Source organism: Sphingobacterium sp. SG20118 (genome assembly GCF_044740685.1).
Classification (GTDB): Bacteria; Bacteroidota; Bacteroidia; order Sphingobacteriales; family Sphingobacteriaceae; genus Sphingobacterium.
This window is the reverse complement of record NZ_CP172826.1, coordinates 1,190,216-1,208,900: the sequence shown is the minus strand read 5'-3', so window position 1 is coordinate 1,208,900 and position 18,685 is coordinate 1,190,216. Positions and strand designations below refer to the sequence as shown.

Annotated in this window: 22 protein-coding genes and 2 tRNA genes; 9 read left to right on the top strand and 15 right to left on the bottom strand. The window is 35.8% G+C overall.

Annotation, left to right across the window (positions count from 1 at the left end):
* The first annotated feature begins 140 nt into the window (after window positions 1–140).
* Entirely contained in the window at window positions 141–1,190 is a 1,050-nt protein-coding gene (gene queA, locus ACFX5U_RS05640; RefSeq protein WP_038696942.1) for a tRNA preQ1(34) S-adenosylmethionine ribosyltransferase-isomerase QueA, read from the top strand.
* A gap of 85 nt (window positions 1,191–1,275) precedes the next feature.
* Window positions 1,276–1,965, top strand: a complete 690-nt coding sequence (locus ACFX5U_RS05635; RefSeq protein WP_038696940.1) for a 2-C-methyl-D-erythritol 4-phosphate cytidylyltransferase — start codon at window positions 1,276–1,278, stop codon at window positions 1,963–1,965.
* A gap of 4 nt (window positions 1,966–1,969) precedes the next feature.
* Here ACFX5U_RS05635 and ACFX5U_RS05630 read toward each other — a convergent pair whose 3' ends face one another.
* The 11 genes from ACFX5U_RS05630 to ACFX5U_RS05580 all read right to left on the bottom strand — a co-directional run bounded on the left by ACFX5U_RS05630 (window position 1,970) and on the right by ACFX5U_RS05580 (window position 8,968).
* Window positions 1,970–2,122 (bottom strand): lmo0937 family membrane protein, encoded by a 153-nt coding sequence (locus ACFX5U_RS05630; protein WP_144243270.1) that lies wholly within the window; start codon window positions 2,120–2,122, stop codon window positions 1,970–1,972.
* Window positions 2,123–2,205: 83 nt separating this feature from the next.
* Entirely contained in the window at window positions 2,206–2,772 is a 567-nt protein-coding gene (locus ACFX5U_RS05625) for an MBL fold metallo-hydrolase (RefSeq protein WP_400262733.1), read from the bottom strand.
* Window positions 2,741–2,971, bottom strand: a complete 231-nt coding sequence (locus ACFX5U_RS05620) for a hypothetical protein (protein ID WP_400262732.1) — start codon at window positions 2,969–2,971, stop codon at window positions 2,741–2,743. Before ACFX5U_RS05620 ends, ACFX5U_RS05625 begins: the two co-directional genes overlap by 32 nt.
* A complete protein-coding gene (locus ACFX5U_RS05615) occupies window positions 2,968–3,240 on the bottom strand; it encodes a hypothetical protein (RefSeq protein ID WP_038696936.1) in 273 nt (90 codons plus the stop codon). Before ACFX5U_RS05615 ends, ACFX5U_RS05620 begins: the two co-directional genes overlap by 4 nt.
* A gap of 196 nt (window positions 3,241–3,436) precedes the next feature.
* Window positions 3,437–4,564 (bottom strand): glycosyltransferase, encoded by a 1,128-nt coding sequence (locus ACFX5U_RS05610; RefSeq protein ID WP_400262731.1) that lies wholly within the window; start codon window positions 4,562–4,564, stop codon window positions 3,437–3,439.
* Between the two features lie 9 nt (window positions 4,565–4,573).
* Window positions 4,574–5,524, bottom strand: coding sequence for a glycosyltransferase family 2 protein (locus tag ACFX5U_RS05605; protein WP_038702244.1), 951 nt, complete (start codon window positions 5,522–5,524; stop codon window positions 4,574–4,576).
* Window positions 5,525–5,626: 102 nt separating this feature from the next.
* Window positions 5,627–6,223, bottom strand: coding sequence for a DUF4199 domain-containing protein (locus ACFX5U_RS05600; RefSeq protein ID WP_038696932.1), 597 nt, complete (start codon window positions 6,221–6,223; stop codon window positions 5,627–5,629).
* Entirely contained in the window at window positions 6,223–6,897 is a 675-nt protein-coding gene (locus tag ACFX5U_RS05595) for a hypothetical protein (RefSeq protein ID WP_038696930.1), read from the bottom strand. Before ACFX5U_RS05595 ends, ACFX5U_RS05600 begins: the two co-directional genes overlap by 1 nt.
* A gap of 2 nt (window positions 6,898–6,899) precedes the next feature.
* Window positions 6,900–7,940: a dihydroorotase family protein gene (locus tag ACFX5U_RS05590; RefSeq protein ID WP_400263569.1), complete on the bottom strand. Its 1,041-nt coding sequence runs from the start codon at window positions 7,938–7,940 to the stop codon at window positions 6,900–6,902.
* Window positions 7,846–8,169, bottom strand: coding sequence for a hypothetical protein (locus ACFX5U_RS05585; protein ID WP_400262730.1), 324 nt, complete (start codon window positions 8,167–8,169; stop codon window positions 7,846–7,848). Before ACFX5U_RS05585 ends, ACFX5U_RS05590 begins: the two co-directional genes overlap by 95 nt.
* A 235-nt stretch (window positions 8,170–8,404) precedes the next feature.
* Window positions 8,405–8,968 (bottom strand): UbiX family flavin prenyltransferase, encoded by a 564-nt coding sequence (locus ACFX5U_RS05580; RefSeq protein WP_038696924.1) that lies wholly within the window; start codon window positions 8,966–8,968, stop codon window positions 8,405–8,407.
* Window positions 8,969–9,323: 355 nt separating this feature from the next.
* On the opposite strand from ACFX5U_RS05580, the gene ACFX5U_RS05575 reads away from it, so the two are divergent.
* Window positions 9,324–9,977 carry an ankyrin repeat domain-containing protein gene (locus tag ACFX5U_RS05575; RefSeq protein ID WP_400262729.1) on the top strand — a complete coding sequence of 218 codons (654 nt, stop codon included), beginning with the start codon at window positions 9,324–9,326 and terminating at the stop codon, window positions 9,975–9,977.
* Window position 9,978: 1 nt separating this feature from the next.
* Here ACFX5U_RS05575 and ACFX5U_RS05570 read toward each other — a convergent pair whose 3' ends face one another.
* A complete protein-coding gene (locus ACFX5U_RS05570) occupies window positions 9,979–11,259 on the bottom strand; it encodes a DUF2851 family protein (RefSeq protein WP_400262728.1) in 1,281 nt (426 codons plus the stop codon).
* A gap of 38 nt (window positions 11,260–11,297) precedes the next feature.
* Entirely contained in the window at window positions 11,298–12,344 is a 1,047-nt protein-coding gene (gene ribD / locus ACFX5U_RS05565) for a bifunctional diaminohydroxyphosphoribosylaminopyrimidine deaminase/5-amino-6-(5-phosphoribosylamino)uracil reductase RibD (RefSeq protein WP_280569556.1), read from the bottom strand.
* Between the two features lie 205 nt (window positions 12,345–12,549).
* Here ribD and prmC point away from each other — a divergent pair, with 205 nt between their 5' ends.
* Together prmC and ACFX5U_RS05555 are read left to right on the top strand one after the other, a co-directional pair.
* On the top strand, window positions 12,550–13,404 hold the full coding sequence (prmC, locus tag ACFX5U_RS05560) for a peptide chain release factor N(5)-glutamine methyltransferase (RefSeq protein ID WP_038696916.1): 855 nt from the start codon (window positions 12,550–12,552) through the stop codon (window positions 13,402–13,404).
* A 140-nt stretch (window positions 13,405–13,544) separates the two neighbouring features.
* Window positions 13,545–13,617, top strand: a tRNA-Lys gene (locus ACFX5U_RS05555).
* 200 nt (window positions 13,618–13,817) lie between these two features.
* Here the strand turns inward: ACFX5U_RS05555 and ACFX5U_RS05550 are convergent.
* The gene (locus tag ACFX5U_RS05550; RefSeq protein WP_038696914.1) at window positions 13,818–14,252 is read right to left on the bottom strand and encodes an immunity 22 family protein; all 435 of its coding nucleotides are present in this window, start codon (window positions 14,250–14,252) and stop codon (window positions 13,818–13,820) included.
* A 149-nt stretch (window positions 14,253–14,401) separates the two neighbouring features.
* Here ACFX5U_RS05550 and ACFX5U_RS05545 point away from each other — a divergent pair, with 149 nt between their 5' ends.
* The 4 genes from ACFX5U_RS05545 to ACFX5U_RS05530 all read left to right on the top strand — a co-directional run bounded on the left by ACFX5U_RS05545 (window position 14,402) and on the right by ACFX5U_RS05530 (window position 17,542).
* Window positions 14,402–15,478: an agmatinase family protein gene (locus tag ACFX5U_RS05545; RefSeq protein WP_280569558.1), complete on the top strand. Its 1,077-nt coding sequence runs from the start codon at window positions 14,402–14,404 to the stop codon at window positions 15,476–15,478.
* Between the two features lie 412 nt (window positions 15,479–15,890).
* On the top strand, window positions 15,891–16,451 hold the full coding sequence (locus ACFX5U_RS05540; RefSeq protein WP_400262727.1) for a uracil-DNA glycosylase family protein: 561 nt from the start codon (window positions 15,891–15,893) through the stop codon (window positions 16,449–16,451).
* Between the two features lie 219 nt (window positions 16,452–16,670).
* A tRNA-Lys gene (locus ACFX5U_RS05535) sits at window positions 16,671–16,743 on the top strand.
* Window positions 16,744–17,071: 328 nt separating this feature from the next.
* The gene (locus ACFX5U_RS05530; RefSeq protein WP_200878607.1) at window positions 17,072–17,542 is read left to right on the top strand and encodes a response regulator; all 471 of its coding nucleotides are present in this window, start codon (window positions 17,072–17,074) and stop codon (window positions 17,540–17,542) included.
* 13 nt (window positions 17,543–17,555) lie between these two features.
* Here the strand turns inward: ACFX5U_RS05530 and ACFX5U_RS05525 are convergent, their stop codons facing one another.
* Window positions 17,556–18,641: an ATP-binding protein gene (locus ACFX5U_RS05525; RefSeq protein WP_038696902.1), complete on the bottom strand. Its 1,086-nt coding sequence runs from the start codon at window positions 18,639–18,641 to the stop codon at window positions 17,556–17,558.
* Window positions 18,642–18,685 lie beyond the last annotated feature (44 nt).

Genomic DNA, 18,685 nt, shown 5'->3' with positions numbered 1-18,685 from the left:
ATTAATCAATTTAATCATGAAAGAAACTCCCTTTTAACTAAAAATTTGACTACCTTTGTATGCTTATTTATGTTCCGATAAGTCTGTTATTTGGAACTTAAATACAATAAAGGCAATCATTTAAAATATCAATATTAAAGATGAAGTTATCTCAATTTAAATTCAACTTACCAGAGTCTCTTTTGGCGTCTGAACCAACTGAAAATCGTGACGAATCACGCTTAATGGTTTTACACCGCGACACTGGTAAAATTGAGCATAAAATTTTTAAAGATGTATTAGATTATTTTGATGACAAAGATGTCATGATCTTAAATAATACAAAAGTTTTTCCAGCACGTCTGTATGGCAATAAAGAAAAAACTGGAGCTACAATCGAAGTTTTCTTGTTACGTGAATTAAACAAAGAACTTCGCTTATGGGATGTTCTAGTTGATCCAGCTCGTAAAATCCGTGTAGGTAATAAACTTTATTTTGGAGATGATGATTTATTAGTTGCTGAAGTAGTAGACAACACAACTTCTCGTGGTCGTACGATCCGTTTCTTATTTGATGGTACGGATGAAGAATTCCGTCGTAATATAGAGATCTTAGGTGAGACACCACTTCCAAAATATATCACTCGTAAAGCAACACCTGAAGATAAATTCCGTTACCAAACGATCTATGCTAAAAATGAAGGTGCAGTAGCAGCTCCAACAGCAGGTCTTCACTTCTCTCGTGAGTTGATGAAACGTTTGGAATTGAAGGGTGTTGATTTTGCTGAAGTAACGCTTCACGTAGGATTGGGTACTTTCAGAACCGTTGAAGTAGAAGATTTAACAAAGCACAAGATGGATTCGGAGCAGTTCATCATTACTGAAGAAGCTGCCAAAACTGTTAATAAAGCGATTGATGCTAAGAGAAAAGTTTGTGCTGTAGGTACTACATCAATGCGTGCTATCGAATCTGCTGTTTCTGCAGATCGTCATTTAAAGCCTGCTAATGATTGGACAAGTAAGTTCATCTATCCTCCGTACGATTTCAGTATTGCAAACTCTATGATTACAAATTTCCATACACCAGAATCTACTTTATTGGTTATGATTGCTGCTTTTGGAGGTTATGAACATGTCATGAATGCTTACGAACAAGCTGTTAAAGAAAAATACAGATTTTATAGCTATGGCGATGCCATGTTGATTATCTAATCAGATATATAAAATATAAACGTGGATAAATATCGTATTTATCCACGTTTTTTGTTTCCGACCCACCCCATATTGACAATATAAGATGAGTGATCAAAATTTCGTAATTATAGTGGCCGCAGGAAAAGGAAGTCGAATGCAGTCAGATTTACCTAAGCAATACCTCCTTCTGGACAACAAGCCTGTATTGATGCATACGATCGAAAAATTTTATGCAAGTAAAACGCAGCCACAAATTATTATTGCAATCGACCCTGAAATGGAGGAATTTTGGAAATCACTTTGCCAACAATACAACTTCAGCATTCCGCATGCTATTACTTATGGGGGCAAGACTCGATTTCAATCCGTCAAAAATGGAATCGCCTTTATCAAAAATAGACAACTACAACTAAATGACCATGCAATAGCTGTCCATGACGCAGCAAGACCTTTAATTGCGATCTCAACGATAGATCTTGCCTTTGAAAAAGTTAAGAAATCAAAAGCAGTTATCGTCGCAAGATCGTGTACAGATTCTGTTCGTTTCACAACAGGAAACTGTAACAAGGCTATTGACCGAAGCCAAATCTGGCTTGTACAAACACCACAGGTCTTTGAAGGGAACTTATTAGAAACTGCATATCAACAAAACGAAGAAGCAACATTTACAGATGATGCTTCCGTGGTAGAAAAATTAGGCAACTCCATTGAAATCGTGACCGGTGATTATAAAAACATTAAAATTACCTATCCCGAAGATATAGAAATTGCCCAACTCTATTTAAAAATGTAAAGACCTATGTATTTCCTCTTATCACACGCAATAATATCACAATAATTGCGATAACGAGTAAAGTGTGTATGATTCCACCTGTATAGAAACCTCCCAAAAAACTAATCGCCCAGATAATAACTAAAATCACAGCGATGATGTACAATAAATTTCCCATAATATAATATGTTAACATGTGATTACATGTTCATATAACATATGAATGGGCTTGTTGTTTGGAAATGTAAAAAAGTAATACCTTTATAGGTTGATTTCGAGTTGGTCATATGCTAAAGAAATACCATCAGGTAACTCGTTTGAAACCATATCATGCAAGCCCATGCGATGGCCAATATGGGTGAGATAAGTTTGTTCAGCACCAACTTCTTGCGCAAATAGGATTGCCTCTTCCAACGTCATATGGGAAACATGACTTTCTTTCTGTAGTGCATTAATGACCAACACTTTCAATCCGGTCAATTTTTCTCGAGTAGCTATTGAAACTGTTTTAGCATCAGTAATGTATGCGAAATCATCTATTCTAAAACCCAAGACCGGCATCTGATAATGCATCACCTCAAGTGGAAGAACTTCCTTCTCAAACAGGGAAAATGATTTTAAGGCTTCTATTTCAACTAATTCAAGGCGCGGAATCCCTGGATATTTTACTCCAGAAAAGGCATAATAAAATTCACGCCTCAATGCATCATGTAGCACTTTCGTACCATAAATATCAATCGAAGATTGTTGTTTAAAATTGAATGCGCGCACATCATCCAAACCAGCAATATGATCCTTATGCGAATGTGTCATCAATACGGCATCCATATGCATCACCTGTTTCCCGCAGCATCTGGTATCTAAAATCAGGACCAGTATCTACAACGATATTTTTATCATGATAGCTAATCAAAATTGAAGAACGTAAGCGTTTGTCATAATGGCTATTTGACTTACAAACAACACATTGACAAGCTATTACAGGTACACCCTGTGAAGTTCCCGTTCCTAAAAATTTGATTTTCAACGTTTTGATTTTAGTTTAGCAATTTGTGTATAAATAGCATGATGTTTATCACTAATGAGTGCTTCATCAATATCAACATCATTTAAAATCCCTATTAAGGATTGAATTTTCATTTCAAGATTAGAAAACTTATTCACTACCACTACATGTGAGCTTTGCAAAAGACATGCGCCTGTTTTAAAGGTTCCTTTCTCATACCTCACCCTATATCCTTGATCCTTAAAAAGTTCTTCGATCTTATCTAAACTACCCTGTGTTAATGCTACCAATGTTCCCTTAATTTATGCAATTGTCTATATTCAAACTTAGATAAATTTGATTAGATTCACAATAAAATTGCATTAACATATACGTAAATCATTCGCTACTAAGTATTTTAATAACATACAGGAATGGCTTTCGCTTTATTCATTATTTACGACGCCTGTACAGGTTGCTAAAGACCGAAAATCGCTGCAGCTAAAATTACTGTCCCAAGCGTAGGATTTCCTCTCCAAAGGTATCCCAACTGTACTTTTTCTTTTCTTCTTTCATATTCTCACGAAACAATCTACTTCTATCATCCTGATAGAAGGCAATGATCCCCTTAGCAACCTCTTCTGCTGTTGGCTCGACGACAAGGCCCACTACTTCGTCATGCACCAGCTCGGGTAAGCCCCCTACTCGAGTAACAATCATTGGGACATCATAATGATATGCTACTTGTGTAATACCACTCTGCGTGGCAGTTCGATAAGGCAGCACTACTGCATCAGCAGCACAAAAATACCTTCCAACTTCATCATTAGGAATAAAAGAAGTATGCGGATATATGCGATCTTGTAAATGATATTTTTGAATTAAATCTTGATAATATGCTTCATCTCCATAAAACTCTCCTGCCAAGAGTAATTTGACATTTAAGTTTTTTATTTCAGGTTTTCCTAAGGCCTCCAACAGTATATCCAATCCTTTATACTGGCGAATAAAACCAAAAAACAGGACAACTTTTTCTGATAGCGGAATGTTTAGCTGTGCTCTTGCTTGTTCTAAACCAATAGCTGGTCCGTAGTTGTCATATAGCGGATGAGGGCTATAGATGGCTGGTATATGTGGATTAATTTTGCTTAAATCTTCCAATACACTTTGACTCATCGTAACACAGCCATCGACCGCATTTAAAAAATATTGAGCCAATATTTTGTCCCCTATCCGCTGTTCATGCGGAATAATATTATCAGCAATGCAGACGACCTTCGTATGGTTATTTTGACGTACAATTCGCTGTATCGTACCTAAACAAGGACCAAAGAAAGGCATCCAAAAGCGCACGATCAAAAGATCATATTTAGCTTTTTTAAGCTCTCGTCCTATTTTTATCCAATTAAATGGATTAATCGAATTCACTTTCGAAAAAATGCGTAAATCCTTTGGTGCAGGTTCGTCTGAAAACTGCGATTTGCCTGGAAATAGAAAATTAGGATACTGCAATGAGAAAGAATAGATATCGACTTCGTGTCCCAATTGCTGATAATGTTCTGCTAACCGTTCATTAAATGAAGCAATGCCTCCTCCTCGCAATGGATATGCAGATCCTAAAATTACAATACGCATATCAGTAGCTTAAATTACTTTATCAATCTGGTAATTATTACGATCTGTACTATTTCTTGAAACCAACTCTGCAAGAAATCCGGTCAAAAACAATTGCGTACCAATTATGATTGCTGTTAGTGAAAGGAAAAACATAGGCTGATCGGTAATATCTCTAAATGCTGTCCCTGCCGCTATACTCATCAATTTTTGACAAATCAAAAATAGCGTAATTACAAGACCCAGTAAAAAGCTGATTACCCCCATAACACCGAAAAAATGCATCGGTCGTTTAGCAAATTTACCAACAAAAAATATGGACAATAAATCTAGAAATCCCTTCACAAAACGTCCGGCGCCAAACTTAGTCACTCCATATTTACGGGGATAATGTTGTACCACCTGTTCTTGAATATTCGTAAAACCTGCCCATTTGGCAATCACTGGAATATAGCGATGCATTTCACCGTATACTTCAATATTTTTGACCACTTCTTTGCGATATGCTTTTAGACCACAATTGAAATCATGTAAATTATCTATACCAGACATGCTACGTGTAACGGCATTGAAAAGTTTAGTTGGTAATGTCTTCGTTAGCGGATCATAACGCTTCTGCTTCCATCCCGAAACAAGGTCTGCTCCTTTATTCATGATACGATCATACAATTCTGGAATTTCATCAGGACTATCCTGTAAATCGGCATCCATCGTAATCACCACATCCCCTTGAGCGGCTGCAAAGCCAACATTTAAGGCTGCTGATTTACCATAATTACGTCTGAATTTGATAGCTGTAATATTATTGTTGTCTCTCTTTAAATCTTCAATGATAGACCAAGACTTATCTTTACTTCCATCATCAACTAAAATAATTTCATAAGAAAACTGATGCTTTGCCATTACACGGTCTATCCAAGAGGTCAACTCGGGCAACGACTCTTCTTCATTAAAAAGAGGAACAACAACTGAAATATCCATATGTACGTTGATCATTGTCAATATATTTGCTTTATAAACAAGTTAAGGTATCGTCTTCATGACAACACCTTAACGTATTGATTTTATTTAAAAATTATACTTTTAAACTGTAGGATTACCTATACTTTTTTGACCATTCTTTGTCAATGCTGCTAACAATAGGGCAAACAAAAAATAAGGAAGTAGTGTAATAACAAAACCTTTCATACGCGCCCCTAAAGTCATCGTAGCAACTGATTCATTATCCTTCTCCATTTGTTCTATACTCATATCAATTGTTTGCTGCTTTTCCTCTTCACTATCAAAGGCTGTACTATTTTCCATACTTTCAATCCGAGCATTCATCATGATATGAAAATTTTCCTCTTGAATTGTTGGTTCAAAATAGCTTAAATATGAAAAAGTACTTACTGAAGCGACTAAATGGTTAATAACAAGCATGATGTAAATACATTTTACAGCTTTAGTAAAATCCCATATTCCACCCATTTTTTTTCTTAGCGAAAAGGTTAGTAAAACCGTAACACCAAAAAATAAAATAAAGTTAAAAAAAGGATTGATGAATTGTAATAAAGATGTTCCCTCTAATGGTTTTATTGAATAAATCGAAAATAATCCCAAAACAAAAGAAGTAACCCCCAAGACAACACCATATACAATACTTGTAATCTTACTATTTTTGTCAACGCCAACTTCCATTACGCTTTGTAAAAGTTAGTGATGACTTGATAAAGTGCTGCGTCAAAAGCTTTGTTTTCACTTTGAGCCTCATAATCTGCTAATTGAGCCTCTTTTGGATTAATTTCGCTAAAGAAACTTAAGATCGCATAAAACAACTCATAAACCTCACTTGAAGGGTCAATTGTTTTCGCTGTCTTCGCAATTTCTGCATATGTACTCTCTACTAAAATTTGATTTGCAATGATATCTTCATAGATCTCATGCTCATCCTGGAATTCATCCTCATCAACCAACAAGAACTCTTTCAAGTAATCATCTAAATCTGGATCGATTTCATCATCCTTACATTCACGTAGATATAAAAATATGTTTAACAATTCTGTTCCACGGTCAATCGTTTCATCTTCGATTTTCTCCCATTCCTCAGATTCTAAATAATCCTCTTCTAATTTTAGAATATCTGTAGAGAAGAAATTCATCAATAGTAAATCGACATATACTTCTCTCAACTCATCAAATAGTGGATAGTCGTCAAATGCCTGATCCAACAAAGCCAATTTATCGATATATTTTCCATCTGTATCAAAAACTGATTCAACTTTTGTTAAGAACTCTGATTTTGTTTCGATGTTATCTACTCTACCGTAGGTATTGATCCCTGCAGCAACAGCCGCTTTAATATTCGCTTCCATTATTAAGCATTTTTTATGATTTGACCATTATTGATCACTAATTTAACTTTTCCTTTTAGCTCTTTTCCAAATAAAGGACTATTTCTTGATTTGGATTTATTTGACTGATTATCAAAAACCCAAGCTTCGTCCAGATTAAAGAGCACGAGATTTGCTTCTTCACCCTCCTTAATTTGAGGAATGGTTAAGCCTACTACCTGACGTGAATTTACAGCTAATTTTTCAACTATTTGTTGATCGTTCAACCCAGCTTTTACTAAAAGAGGCAATACCGTTTGTAATCCGATTATTCCATTTTTTGCAATATGAAATTCAACATTTTTAAATTCAATTTCATGCGGAGTATGTTGCGAAACCACAGCGTCAATAACACCATCCTTTAATCCCTTTATTAACGCTTTTGCATCGGCTTTGGTACGCAATGGCGGATTTACTTTATAATTACTATCGAAACTAACGATATCATCATCTGTAAAAACCAATTGATGGGCTGCAACATCACAAGTAACCTGAATTCCTTTCGCTTTCGCTTTTTTAATTAGATCTACCCCTTCTGCAGTACTGATGGAAGTGAAGTGAATGGGCGATTCGGCATATTCTGCCAAATATAAATCGCGGGAAATCATCAAAGTCTCGGCAAGATTAGGAATACCTTTCATGCCCAAATAAGTACTCATAACACCCTCATTCATTTTATTTCCACCTGCCATAGACGCATCTTCGGCATGAGAGATGATCAAACCACCAAACCCACGCGCATATAACAAAGCACGGCTCATTAAACCGGCTTGCTGAATACTTCTATTGCCATCACTAAAAGCAATTGCTCCGGTTTTTTTCATATCGTACAATTCAGCCATGTCACTGCCCTCACGGTTTCTGCTTACAGCACCTATCGGCAATACATCAACTAAATTACCTTTTGCGATATTCACGATTAAAGCCACTTCAGCACGACTTTGGATTGCAGGTTCTGTATTCGGCATAACCGCTACTGCTGTAAAACCACCTGCTGCAGCAGCAGCAGAAACCTGAACTGATATCTTCTTTTGTTTCCAACCCTGGTTCTCCAAAATTGGCATTTAAATCAAAAAAACCGACAGAAAGAATATTGCCTATACCGTCGAATATTTCAATATTTTTATCAGCGACTTCAATGGATTTTGCAATTTTCGAAATCTTCCCCTTTTCAATGAATACATCAACCACCTGTTGATCAAATTCATTTCCTGGCAAAACCACTTTTACTGAAGTAATTAAAACGCTTTTCATATGCTTAAGAAATTGTAATTTATTGAATTTGAATAGTAAATATGTGCAGTTTTACAGCATGAAATCATCATCTCTTTAACAGAATCCAATAAAAACAGTGATTTTTCTCTTTGAAAATTAGAGGAAGGATGATTTTTAATACGTGTAGCTTTAGACTGCTTCATTTCAAAAAACAAAGTTACAAAATAGTATCGATTCTGCATTGAATTTTAAAAAATATTCATGTATTACCCATCTATTCCTGACCCCATTGGTAATGATCGAAATCAAAACCCGCCAAACTCAAGACACGATCAACAACTGTACCGGCCAACTCATCGAAAGTCTTAGGTAAACTATAAAAGGAAGGCGATGCCGGGCAAATAATACCTCCTGCGTCGCTGACAGTCTTCATATTTTGAATATGTATGTGACTTAATGGTGTTTCTCGGGTAACTAAAATTAACTTACGTCTTTCTTTCAATATCACATCCGCAGCTCGCGTTGTCAAATCTGAAGAGATTCCATGAGCAATACGAGCCAATGTCCCCATCGAACAAGGACAGACAATCATGGTATCAAAACGTGCAGACCCTGACGCAAAAGGAGCGAAAAAATCATTTTTATTGTAAAACTGGAAAGGAATATCATTATAATCTTGATTTTGCAACTCTTCTTGCCACACATCTTTGGCATTATCAGACATCACAACCCCTACCTCACTGATCTGACCTTGCAATTCGACAAGTCGATTCAGCAGAACTTGAGCATATATGGAACCACTAGCCCCAGTTATCGCCACTACAATTTTTCTTGCCATATTTTCAATTTAATAAGCAAAGCTATAAAAAAGGGTCGAATAAGAAATATTCGACCCTACATCTACCTATGAAAAACATGCCCTTTGGGAGGGGCATTACAAATGTAGCATTCGAAATAATAATTTTGTAAAAATTAACAACCGACAGTTAAACTTGTAAACATGCATCTACAAAACTGTTGCAAATTCTATCTTATCCACAATAAACGCGGATAAAAACGCAAGTAAAAGACCATAGTCTCAGTGCTAAAAAGATCAACTATAGTAGATAAATTCCTTGTTTTTTTTCTTTATACAGATTTCCATCATAAATTTTCACTATTTTAGATACCATAAATAAACGAATAGTACAAAAATGAGTTTAAGCATATTAGAACAATATATTGAATCTGGAAATAGTAGAGATTTAGATTTACTTTTAACAAGTAATCCTGCTTTAATATTAGAAGAAACAAGTCATGGTATTTCACCACTATTATTAGCTTGTTACTTTCACAAACCGCAAATTATCCGTGTGCTCTTAAAACATAATCAAGGATTGAATGTACATGAGGCGGTTGCGGCAGGTCTGAATAATTATATTGAAGCTATGATCAAACAGATACCTACTGTTGTCAATGAAATTTCCACACATGGATACTCTGCTCTTGCTCTAGCAACCCATTTTAATAAAGAAGATACGGTAAGGCTATTGCTCAAAAACAAAGCAAACCCAGACGTCCCTACTCAAAATGAGGAGAACCTTTTCCCTTTACATATTGCCTTACTAAACAAAAACAATAATATCAGCAAATTGCTCATAGAAGCGGGCGCTAATGTCAATAATACGCAAAACAATGGTGTGACAGCATTACATTTGGCCGCACAAATGGGAAATATTGAACTCATAGTTTTACTCTTAGAACATGGATCCCATATTGAACTAAAGACCAAAAACAACAAAACGGCTTCGGATCTTGCCGCATCAAAAGGTTATAGTGACATTTCAAACATCCTTAAAGAATTGTAAATTACCTTTTTAACAACTCCAAGCCAATTCCACAGTTTAAGCATTTTTTTAAGTCACAGTACTTGTTCTTGATGTGTAATAAGCCTTGTGAATGGGCTGCATGCGAAGCATTTATTCCTATATATTCAAATTTCTGAACAATATTATTCTTTTCTGTAGGTAGCTCCTCCAGCCAGTTCATCGCCTTTTCTTTAAAATGCTCCTGTTTAAAATAATCTCCATAAGAAAAAGTAAATGCAATGACAGCATTAATAATTAAACTATTTTGAGTCATCATACTCAACCGATGATTACTGACGATATGCGTCTGCTTTCCAAAATTAAAATGACTTTTCCAATACGAATTCATGTGAAGATTATCGAGTACGCATCTAAAGTCGTCCAAGTTCACCAAATCCAATATACCTTGTAAACGTATATTCTCATGCTGCAATAAAATGGCTAGTTGGGCTAATCGAATTGTAGGGAAATTATGCGGTCGCATCCGCGAAAAAAGCAATGGAAAATGAGTTTCCTTCAAAGCGTGGGCTTTTTGAAGATACTGATATTCCTGTTGTAATTTCACGGGATAACTTTCATCAAAATTTGTATTCAAAAGTCCTGCTTGACCAAAAATCATAGCTTCTAACTTAAGTCCGTCATTTCTATACTTTTGTAACAACAAGCTAGACAATTGCTCGCCTAGAGCTTGAAAAGCCTCTGCATTTACTTTAAATCCAAAACTTCGAAACAACCAGATAAAGAACGTTTTCTCCCAGTCTCCATCAAATTTTTTAAGCAATCCTAGAATTACTTTTGATTTCTCTTCCATTCTTTCTACAGCCATACGGTCAACCCATCCTTCCACCTTAAAGGTATTTAAATGCTGTATCTGACTTTCACAGGGAATCCAACTTTGCCCCTCCATCAACCGTTGATATTGCCCTAGCAGCTTTTCCGAAACATAATCCGCCAATTTAAAGGTTGGAATGACTGAACCATCGTCATGAAAAACTTGTTTATCATCGTCCCATACAACATGTAGAATTACATTTGCATACTTCGCATCGTGCTGATGCCCGTGCAGAAACCAATCCGACGACTTGACATGAATCTCTACGCTACCCGTCCACTCCTCTCTTCCAATGCGAATTTTTGAAAGTAAAAAATCGGGACCCGCATTTTTATTATGCTCTCCTACATGAAGGACATGAATGTGGTCTCCATTAACGGTTTCTAATGGGTACGTCTGAAAAAGACGAAACTTCCATATAAATTGCAATAGGTCTTCAGGAATAGCCATAACCTAAAGATAATCAAATAATTCTAAAAATTAAATAATTACGAATTGACCCAAATTTCCAATTGATCATCAGAAACTTTCTTAGTTTTTTTAAGTGTGCCACTGATATGAGGCGCTTTGATGCCCTCACCCAATATACTTGTCCCCTTAAATATACGTGCTTCATCCCACAGGCCAGCTTCAATAAATAAATTGAGGGTCTTAGCTCCACCCTCAATAATAATAGATTGCACATCCATTAAATATAATTGATATAGGATATTCTGAGGTAGGTACCAATCAAAGTTTTCCAACTCAATATACTTATTATGCCCCATCCATTCTGATTTAACAGCATTGAATATCAGGGTTTCGGCTTCATCATTTAATATAGCCGCATCAGTCGGTACGACAAGTAATTTATCGATCAATATCCGCTTTGGGTTCCTCCCCTTCCATTCGCGCACAGTCAAACTTGGATTATCAACTAATGCAGTTTTGGTTCCAACTAGGATGGCATCTTCTTCAGCCCGCCATTTATGAACCAATTGCTTACTCGCTTGATTACTAATCCATACCTGTTCACCCTCTTTCCCAATAAACCCATCTGCACTTTCGGCCCATTTGAGGATTACATAAGGTCTATTTTTTTGAACACGTGTGAAAAATCTTCTGTTTAGCCATAAAGCTTCTTGCTCTAATAAACCGACTTCAACTGCAATACCAGCCTCTTTTAAGATCGTAATTCCTTTACCGTCCACTTTAGCAAAAGGATCCAAACAGGCTATACACACCTTTTTAGGTTTATATTTCGCTATTAGATCCGCACAAGGAGGAGTCTTACCATAGTGCGCACAAGGCTCGAGACTAACGTAAAAAACGGCAGCATGTAATATAGCAGCAGCATCTTCATGATAACGATCCAAGACTTGTTGAATAGCGTTTACTTCTGCATGTGCCCCACCGTAAGGAGAAGTGTATCCTTCACCTATAATTTGATCTTCAAAAACAATCACAGCCCCGACCATTGGATTGGGACTTGTAGTACCAGCACCTAAAACTGCCAATTCGAGACACCTATGCATGTAGCTTTCTTGCTTATTCATACACAAAAGTATCAAAACAATGCTGTAACAAAAAATACAAGATATATTGTAAATTTACGCTATAAAATAACTCTTGATTGTAGAGGGAAAATCGATAATTGTATAACAGCCATAAGTACCAAATAAAAAAGATACGAACGAATAAATGTTTTATATATGATGCAATTATAATTGTAAATAAAACAAATTTATCTAAGTTTGACCTATGGAAAATTTAAAAACCTATGACAGCTTATTCCAAGAGGAACTAGCCACATTTTATCATACAGAAGAAATTAAAAACATCTTCTATATGGTTGTAGAAGATGTATTAGGGCTTTCTAGAATGCAATATAGTTTAAACAAAGAACACGTATTATCGGAAGAACAAAGCATTCGAATAACTCGTATTTTAAAGGATCTGAAGAATCAAAAACCAATTCAACATATATTAAAAAAAGCAGACTTCTACGGTGAGATTTTTGAAGTTAATCCATTCGTCTTAATCCCCCGTTCAGAGACCGAAGAGCTCGTCGATATGATTATCCGTAATCACAAAGACCAAACGCCTCTCCGCATTATCGATATCGGAACGGGGTCGGGTTGTATCCCTATTTCTTTAAAAAAACACCTAAAAGAAGCACATATTTCAGCATTGGACATATCTAAGGAAGCTATCGCAACAGCAAAGCGCAACGCACAACGATTGGGTACTCCTGTTGATTTTGTAAACGCTGATATTTTGGAGTGGGAATACATTTTCCAAACGCAACAATATCATATCATTGTGAGCAATCCTCCATACATCACGCCAAAAGAAAAAGAGGAGATGCATCCCAATGTATTAGAATTTGAACCACACCTCGCACTTTTTGTTGAAGAAACCGCTCCTTTACTATTTTATGAAACCATCGCTTCTTTCGCTTTGAAGCATTTAACTGCGGATGGAGACTTATATTTTGAAATTAATCAGTATTATGGCCCAGAAACGGTAGATATGCTGCGTAAAAAAGGATTCAAAACCGTGACATTGCATCATGATATGCAACAAAACCCTAGGATGATACACGCAAAAAGATAAGCTAGCGAAAAATTAATCATTTCATTACCAAACAGTAATAAAATAATTCAACCATATCAGATCTAATAGTTGGCACATATCACTATTTTTTCTACCTTTGCATCACTTTCAGAAACGGAATTTACTTCCAAAAAAGAAAGGATTCAGTAGCTCAGCTGGTAGAGCAATACACTTTTAATGTATGGGTCCTGGGTTCGAATCCCAGCTGGATCACTTAAGAAAGCTCAATCGCAAGATTGGGCTTTCTTTGTTTAAAGACATTCGGATTCGAACAGAAGTATTGGGCTCGACCATTTCCACTTCAGCTATGCATGCGGGAAATGTATGTCGCACTATATTTCAACTATATACAAAAAAAGCTCAATCGCAGATTGGGCTTTTTTTGTATACTATGATACACTTTATGCTAACTGTTAGCTAGAGATATTAAAGCTACCAACATAGATCATGTCGTTGTAATTTTCGAGTGGTTTATCTATCTTAAGCTCCTCATCGGCATAACAAAGTATCGCATTTACAGTTGAAATTCCTTTGCTTACACATGCTTGATAGATCTCAACTTCAGTTTGATCATTCCATATAGGTAGCTCTTCAATGGCAGCCTGGATGCTCATTCTTTTGCGACTGTAGTAAATGGTGATCCAGTCTACGTCGTAATCGTACTGTTTGTCGATTGCTTTACTGAATTGAGAGCGGAGGTTAAAGTCAGGTGCATTTCTTGAATAGGTTTCATCAGTTTTAAACCTATGGTAATCTTTGATAAACTTGCTTTGGTCAAAATATTTATAAAATTGTTCATCTGTTTTATTTGACGTTCCTGTCCAGATATGGATGCGTTGCTCTGCCATTTTATTTCTTATAATTTTAGTAGGCCGTAAAGATACCCTAAATTCCTGAACCTTTCTTTTTCATTTATCCACGACATAGTGGCTTAGCATATCTTCTTTACTGGACATAAGTTTTTTTTATATTTGCAGTTCAATTAGCGAATCATAACATGTCGACAAAGCAAACAAAGATTGAAAATTTCGATCCATCACAACCTGGTTTACCGGATTCAAGCATATATGGACTACCATTTTCGGCTGAGGAAAGTGATATTATTGTAATACCAACACCTTGGGAAGTAACTGTAAGTTATGGGAGCGGTGCTAGTAATGGCCCTGAGACTATACTAAACGCCTCTTTCCAAGTAGACTTATTACATCAAGAATTTCCAGAATTATGGAAACTAGGTATTTACATGGACGAAGCACCGGAACATTGGATAGAAAATAGCGAAAAATATAAACGTTTAGCGCAACCTATCATAGAAGCATTAGAGAATGGTGATGACATAGCAACAATCCCTGCATTAAAAAACGATTTAGAAGAAATAAATAAGGCATCAGCACAATTCAATGCCGAAGTCAAAGAACGTGCCTTGTACTGGATGAGTCAAGGTAAAAAGGTAATTTTATTAGGTGGAGATCACTCTACACCACTAGGTTATTACCAAGCATTGGCAGAGAAACATCATGCATTCGGAATCCTACATTTTGATGCACATATGGATTTACGTAATGCTTACGAAGGATTTACATATTCCCACGCTTCCATTATGTATAATGCCATTCAATTACCACAAATTGAAAAAATTGTACAAGTAGGCATCCGCGATTTTAGTGAAGGAGAATTGGAAGCAGTTCAAACTTCAAATAAAGTAAAGGTATATACAGACACTGATTTAAAAGCAAACAGCTTTGAGGGCAAAACCTGGAAAGACCAATGTGATGCGATATTAGCACAATTACCAACTAACGTAGCAGTAAGTTTTGATATTGATGCCTTACAGCGTTGGTACTGCCCTAACACTGGTACTCCAGTACCTGGAGGACTATCTTACGAACAAGCAACATACTTACTAAGTAAATTGGCCAATAGCGATAAAAACATCATCGGTATTGATTTGGTCGAAGTCGCTCCTGGTGATGATGATTGGGACGGTAATGTAGGTGCCAGACTCTTATTTCACCTATGTGGCGTCTTTGCAAAAAACAACAAACTTGCTACCGGAACCAAGATAATATTTTAATAATTGTAAGCGGCATACCTAAACGTATGTTTTTATAATCAGAATTGAAGTCTATCAACAGATCCATAAATTGCGACAGTCTTCCGACCGTACCATTTAAACAAAAAAGCCAATCTCATGATTGGCTTTTTTGTTTAAATGGACAGCAAGATAAAAGTTATTGAAAACCAACATCACTTGTAAAACAGAAAACAAATAGCAACAATCTGTTGTTGTATCTCACAAATACCATGATTATTGAGACCATAATTAATGTACATAATGATGATTAATAAAAATAGATTGGACGCTATCGTTTTTTCTTGATCATTCCAAAAACTAGGCTATATACAACATGTTCACTACTTCTAAAATTTCAGATCGCAATGCTGGTATAATTAGCTTATATAAACACCACTTTACACGGTAATTTATGATCAGCACTTTAGCCGAAAAGATTATTGAATTCAATAAAAACCTACATTACACGGGTGATATCCCTAATGATTTCAGGATCCTAAATCCCTATTTAGATAATCCAGAAACATTAACAGTGATGCAGCAGTTCTACAACAAATTCTATCATGATGATGTAAGTCGCAAATTTATTATTGGCATTAATCCGAGCCGCCATGGAGCTGGAATCACAGGCATACCCTTTACTGACACGAAACGCCTCGAACAAGTTTGTGGAATTAGCATGAAATCGGCCTATAGTCACGAAATTTCCTCCGTATTCCTTTATGATATGATTAAAGAATTTGGAGGAGCAGCAGAATTTTACCAAAAATTTTACATCAATTCCCCATTTCCATTAGCAATTGTCCGGCGTACAAAGGAAGGCAAGTGGATCAATGCGAACTATTATGATGATAAATACTTATTTGACGCAGTCAAACCATTTATGGTCAACACACTCATAAAGCACATAAATATTGGGTTAGATACAAAAGAAGTATTTGTATTGGGGAAAAAAAAACGCAACCTTCATTGAAAAAATAAATAAAGAAGGGAAACTATTTGAAAAACTGACAGTTCTTGAACACCCACGCTACATTCAGCAATACAAATCTCGCGATAGAGACCTTTATATCGAAAAATACATCAGTGTATTAAGCACTTAAATTAAACTTGAATTTTATTTGGATTTTGCATTGAGAAACCCTATCTTTGCATCACTTTCAAAAAAGGAACTTATTTCCTAAACAGAAAGGATTCAGTAGCTCAGCTGGTAGAGCAATACACTTTTAATGTATGGGTCCTGGGTTCGAATCCCAGCTGGATCACAAAAAGCTTCACAGAAATGTGAAGCTTTTTTTGTTTCTTATGGATTCGAATACTTCAATAAATATTCATCATGAATCTAGGTAATTTTGAAACTTGATTAGATTTATTCTTTAACTTAGCTGTACATAGTTACACATTACTTATAATGGGAATTATTTTATCTAATTCATGCAATGAGGTTAGATTATCGAACTTCTAAGTATAAAGCGATTGATTAAAAGATCATGCTAATGATAAGATAAGACCCAAATACAAGTTCGTAGCATTGTTATAGCAATGCTACGAACTCTTATTTTTAGATTTCTTATATTTATTGTAACAAGCATTATGAAAAACAAAAACGATAAGATCACAATACTATATGTTGACGATGAAGAGAACAATCTTATTTCTTTTAAAGCGACATTTCGTTTCAAATACAAGGTTTATACTGCTATCAGTGGCTCAGTAGCTATTGATATTGTAAAGGAAAAACCCATAGACATCATTATTACTGACCAGAGAATGCCTAAGATGACTGGTGTAGAGTTTCTGGAAGAAATCATCAAGATTAACCCTGAACCCATGCGTATACTACTGACGGGCTATACAGATATGGAAGCAGTAATCGAAGCAGTTAACAAAGGGAAAATTTTTCACTATCTAAATAAGCCTTGGAATGAAGACGAATTAGACGAAACAATAGGTCGCGCATATGAAATCTATTCTGAAAGAAAAAATATCTTGGAGACCTATTCAAAACTAGAAGTATCAAATGAACAATTAGAGTTTCTACTTCGACAAAAATTACTCTCTTAGAAATTGTGCTTAACTACTTATTCGGGACAACTATTGTAAATGTTGTTCCGACGCCTAATTGCGACTTTACTTCAACAGTACCCTGTAATTTCAACAAGGCACTTTGTACATTGTAAAGACCAAATCCCATACCTTTTGCTTGATCGCTAGCCCTAAAGAACAGCTTAAAAATATCATTTATATATTCCGAAGATATACCAATACCACTATCAGAAACCTCTAAAATTGCAGAACCATTCTCGACCGTTACAGCAAGTTTAACAAACTTATTATCGCAATCTTTCCGCTGATATTTGAATGAATTTGACAATAGATTATGCAAAATTAATTCCAATACGGCCTTATCACTATTAAAGATTTCGCTTTGATTGACACTAATGGCAAATTCAACATCACTATTACGTGTGTGCATACTATAAAAAGCCTCTATATTCGCAAAAAGGTCTTTAAATTCAATATGACACAACAACAATTCACCGCGTCTCAGCAGATAATAATCACGTAAGCTATCGATATAATCATCTAAACGAGTTAAAGACGACTCCATTAAAGCCAATAACTCATGAATTTGGTCTACTTGATCAAATTCCAAAGCAAGCTTCACCGCAGACAATACACCCGTCAAGGGATCTCGAAGATCATGACTCACACTGTAAGCAAATTTATCCAACTCATAATAAGCCTTCTCCAGCTCCTCGTTCTTGATCGCTAACATCGAGTTGGCTGTATAAAATTTATCTGCTTCTTCAATGCAAGATATCATATCTTCTTCCAACCATGGTTTACGAATAAACCTAAAAATATGTCCCTTATTAACAGCATCTATAACAGTCTCCATATCAGCATATGCAGTAAGCAAAATACGGATAGGCCGAGGATAGTCTCTTTTTGTCCTTTCAAAGAAATCAATACCCAATTCATCAGGCATACGTTGATCACAAAAAATGATGCGTATATCAGGATTATCAAGAAGTATTTTTTCTGCTTCGATGGTCGATGAGGCTGTATGAACAATATACCGGTATCTAAAGTTAGCCTTAAAACCGAATAAATTATTTATCTCATCGTCAATATATAATATTTCTAAGTTTCTTTTCATAATATAACAGTAGGCCGCCGTATAGCAATCGTAGAGACGAAATT

Excerpts from the sequence above, each read along its gene's own strand:
- ACFX5U_RS05580 (WP_038696924.1), bottom strand. The coding sequence starts at position 8,968 with ATGGCAAGAAAAATTGTAGTGGCGATAACTGGGGCTAGTGGTTCCATA.
- ACFX5U_RS05610 (WP_400262731.1), bottom strand. The coding sequence starts at position 4,564 with ATGCGTATTGTAATTTTAGGATCTGCATATCCATTGCGAGGAGGAGGC.
- ACFX5U_RS05545 (WP_280569558.1), top strand. The coding sequence starts at position 14,402 with ATGTCGACAAAGCAAACAAAGATTGAAAATTTCGATCCATCACAACCT.
- ACFX5U_RS05540 (WP_400262727.1), top strand. The coding sequence starts at position 15,891 with ATGATCAGCACTTTAGCCGAAAAGATTATTGAATTCAATAAAAACCTA.
- ACFX5U_RS05595 (WP_038696930.1), bottom strand. The coding sequence starts at position 6,897 with ATGGAAGCGAATATTAAAGCGGCTGTTGCTGCAGGGATCAATACCTAC.
- ACFX5U_RS05635 (WP_038696940.1), top strand. The coding sequence starts at position 1,276 with ATGAGTGATCAAAATTTCGTAATTATAGTGGCCGCAGGAAAAGGAAGT.
- ACFX5U_RS05600 (WP_038696932.1), bottom strand. The coding sequence starts at position 6,223 with ATGGAAGTTGGCGTTGACAAAAATAGTAAGATTACAAGTATTGTATAT.
- prmC (WP_038696916.1), top strand. The coding sequence starts at position 12,550 with ATGGAAAATTTAAAAACCTATGACAGCTTATTCCAAGAGGAACTAGCC.
- ribD (WP_280569556.1), bottom strand. The coding sequence starts at position 12,344 with ATGAATAAGCAAGAAAGCTACATGCATAGGTGTCTCGAATTGGCAGTT.
- ACFX5U_RS05630 (WP_144243270.1), bottom strand. The coding sequence starts at position 2,122 with ATGGGAAATTTATTGTACATCATCGCTGTGATTTTAGTTATTATCTGG.
- queA (WP_038696942.1), top strand. The coding sequence starts at position 141 with ATGAAGTTATCTCAATTTAAATTCAACTTACCAGAGTCTCTTTTGGCG.
- ACFX5U_RS05585 (WP_400262730.1), bottom strand. The coding sequence starts at position 8,169 with ATGAAAAGCGTTTTAATTACTTCAGTAAAAGTGGTTTTGCCAGGAAAT.
- ACFX5U_RS05570 (WP_400262728.1), bottom strand. The coding sequence starts at position 11,259 with ATGGCTATTCCTGAAGACCTATTGCAATTTATATGGAAGTTTCGTCTT.
- ACFX5U_RS05575 (WP_400262729.1), top strand. The coding sequence starts at position 9,324 with ATGAGTTTAAGCATATTAGAACAATATATTGAATCTGGAAATAGTAGA.
- ACFX5U_RS05525 (WP_038696902.1), bottom strand. The coding sequence starts at position 18,641 with ATGAAAAGAAACTTAGAAATATTATATATTGACGATGAGATAAATAAT.
- ACFX5U_RS05605 (WP_038702244.1), bottom strand. The coding sequence starts at position 5,524 with ATGGATATTTCAGTTGTTGTTCCTCTTTTTAATGAAGAAGAGTCGTTG.
- ACFX5U_RS05625 (WP_400262733.1), bottom strand. The coding sequence starts at position 2,772 with ATGGATGCCGTATTGATGACACATTCGCATAAGGATCATATTGCTGGT.
- ACFX5U_RS05550 (WP_038696914.1), bottom strand. The coding sequence starts at position 14,252 with ATGGCAGAGCAACGCATCCATATCTGGACAGGAACGTCAAATAAAACA.
- ACFX5U_RS05530 (WP_200878607.1), top strand. The coding sequence starts at position 17,072 with ATGAAAAACAAAAACGATAAGATCACAATACTATATGTTGACGATGAA.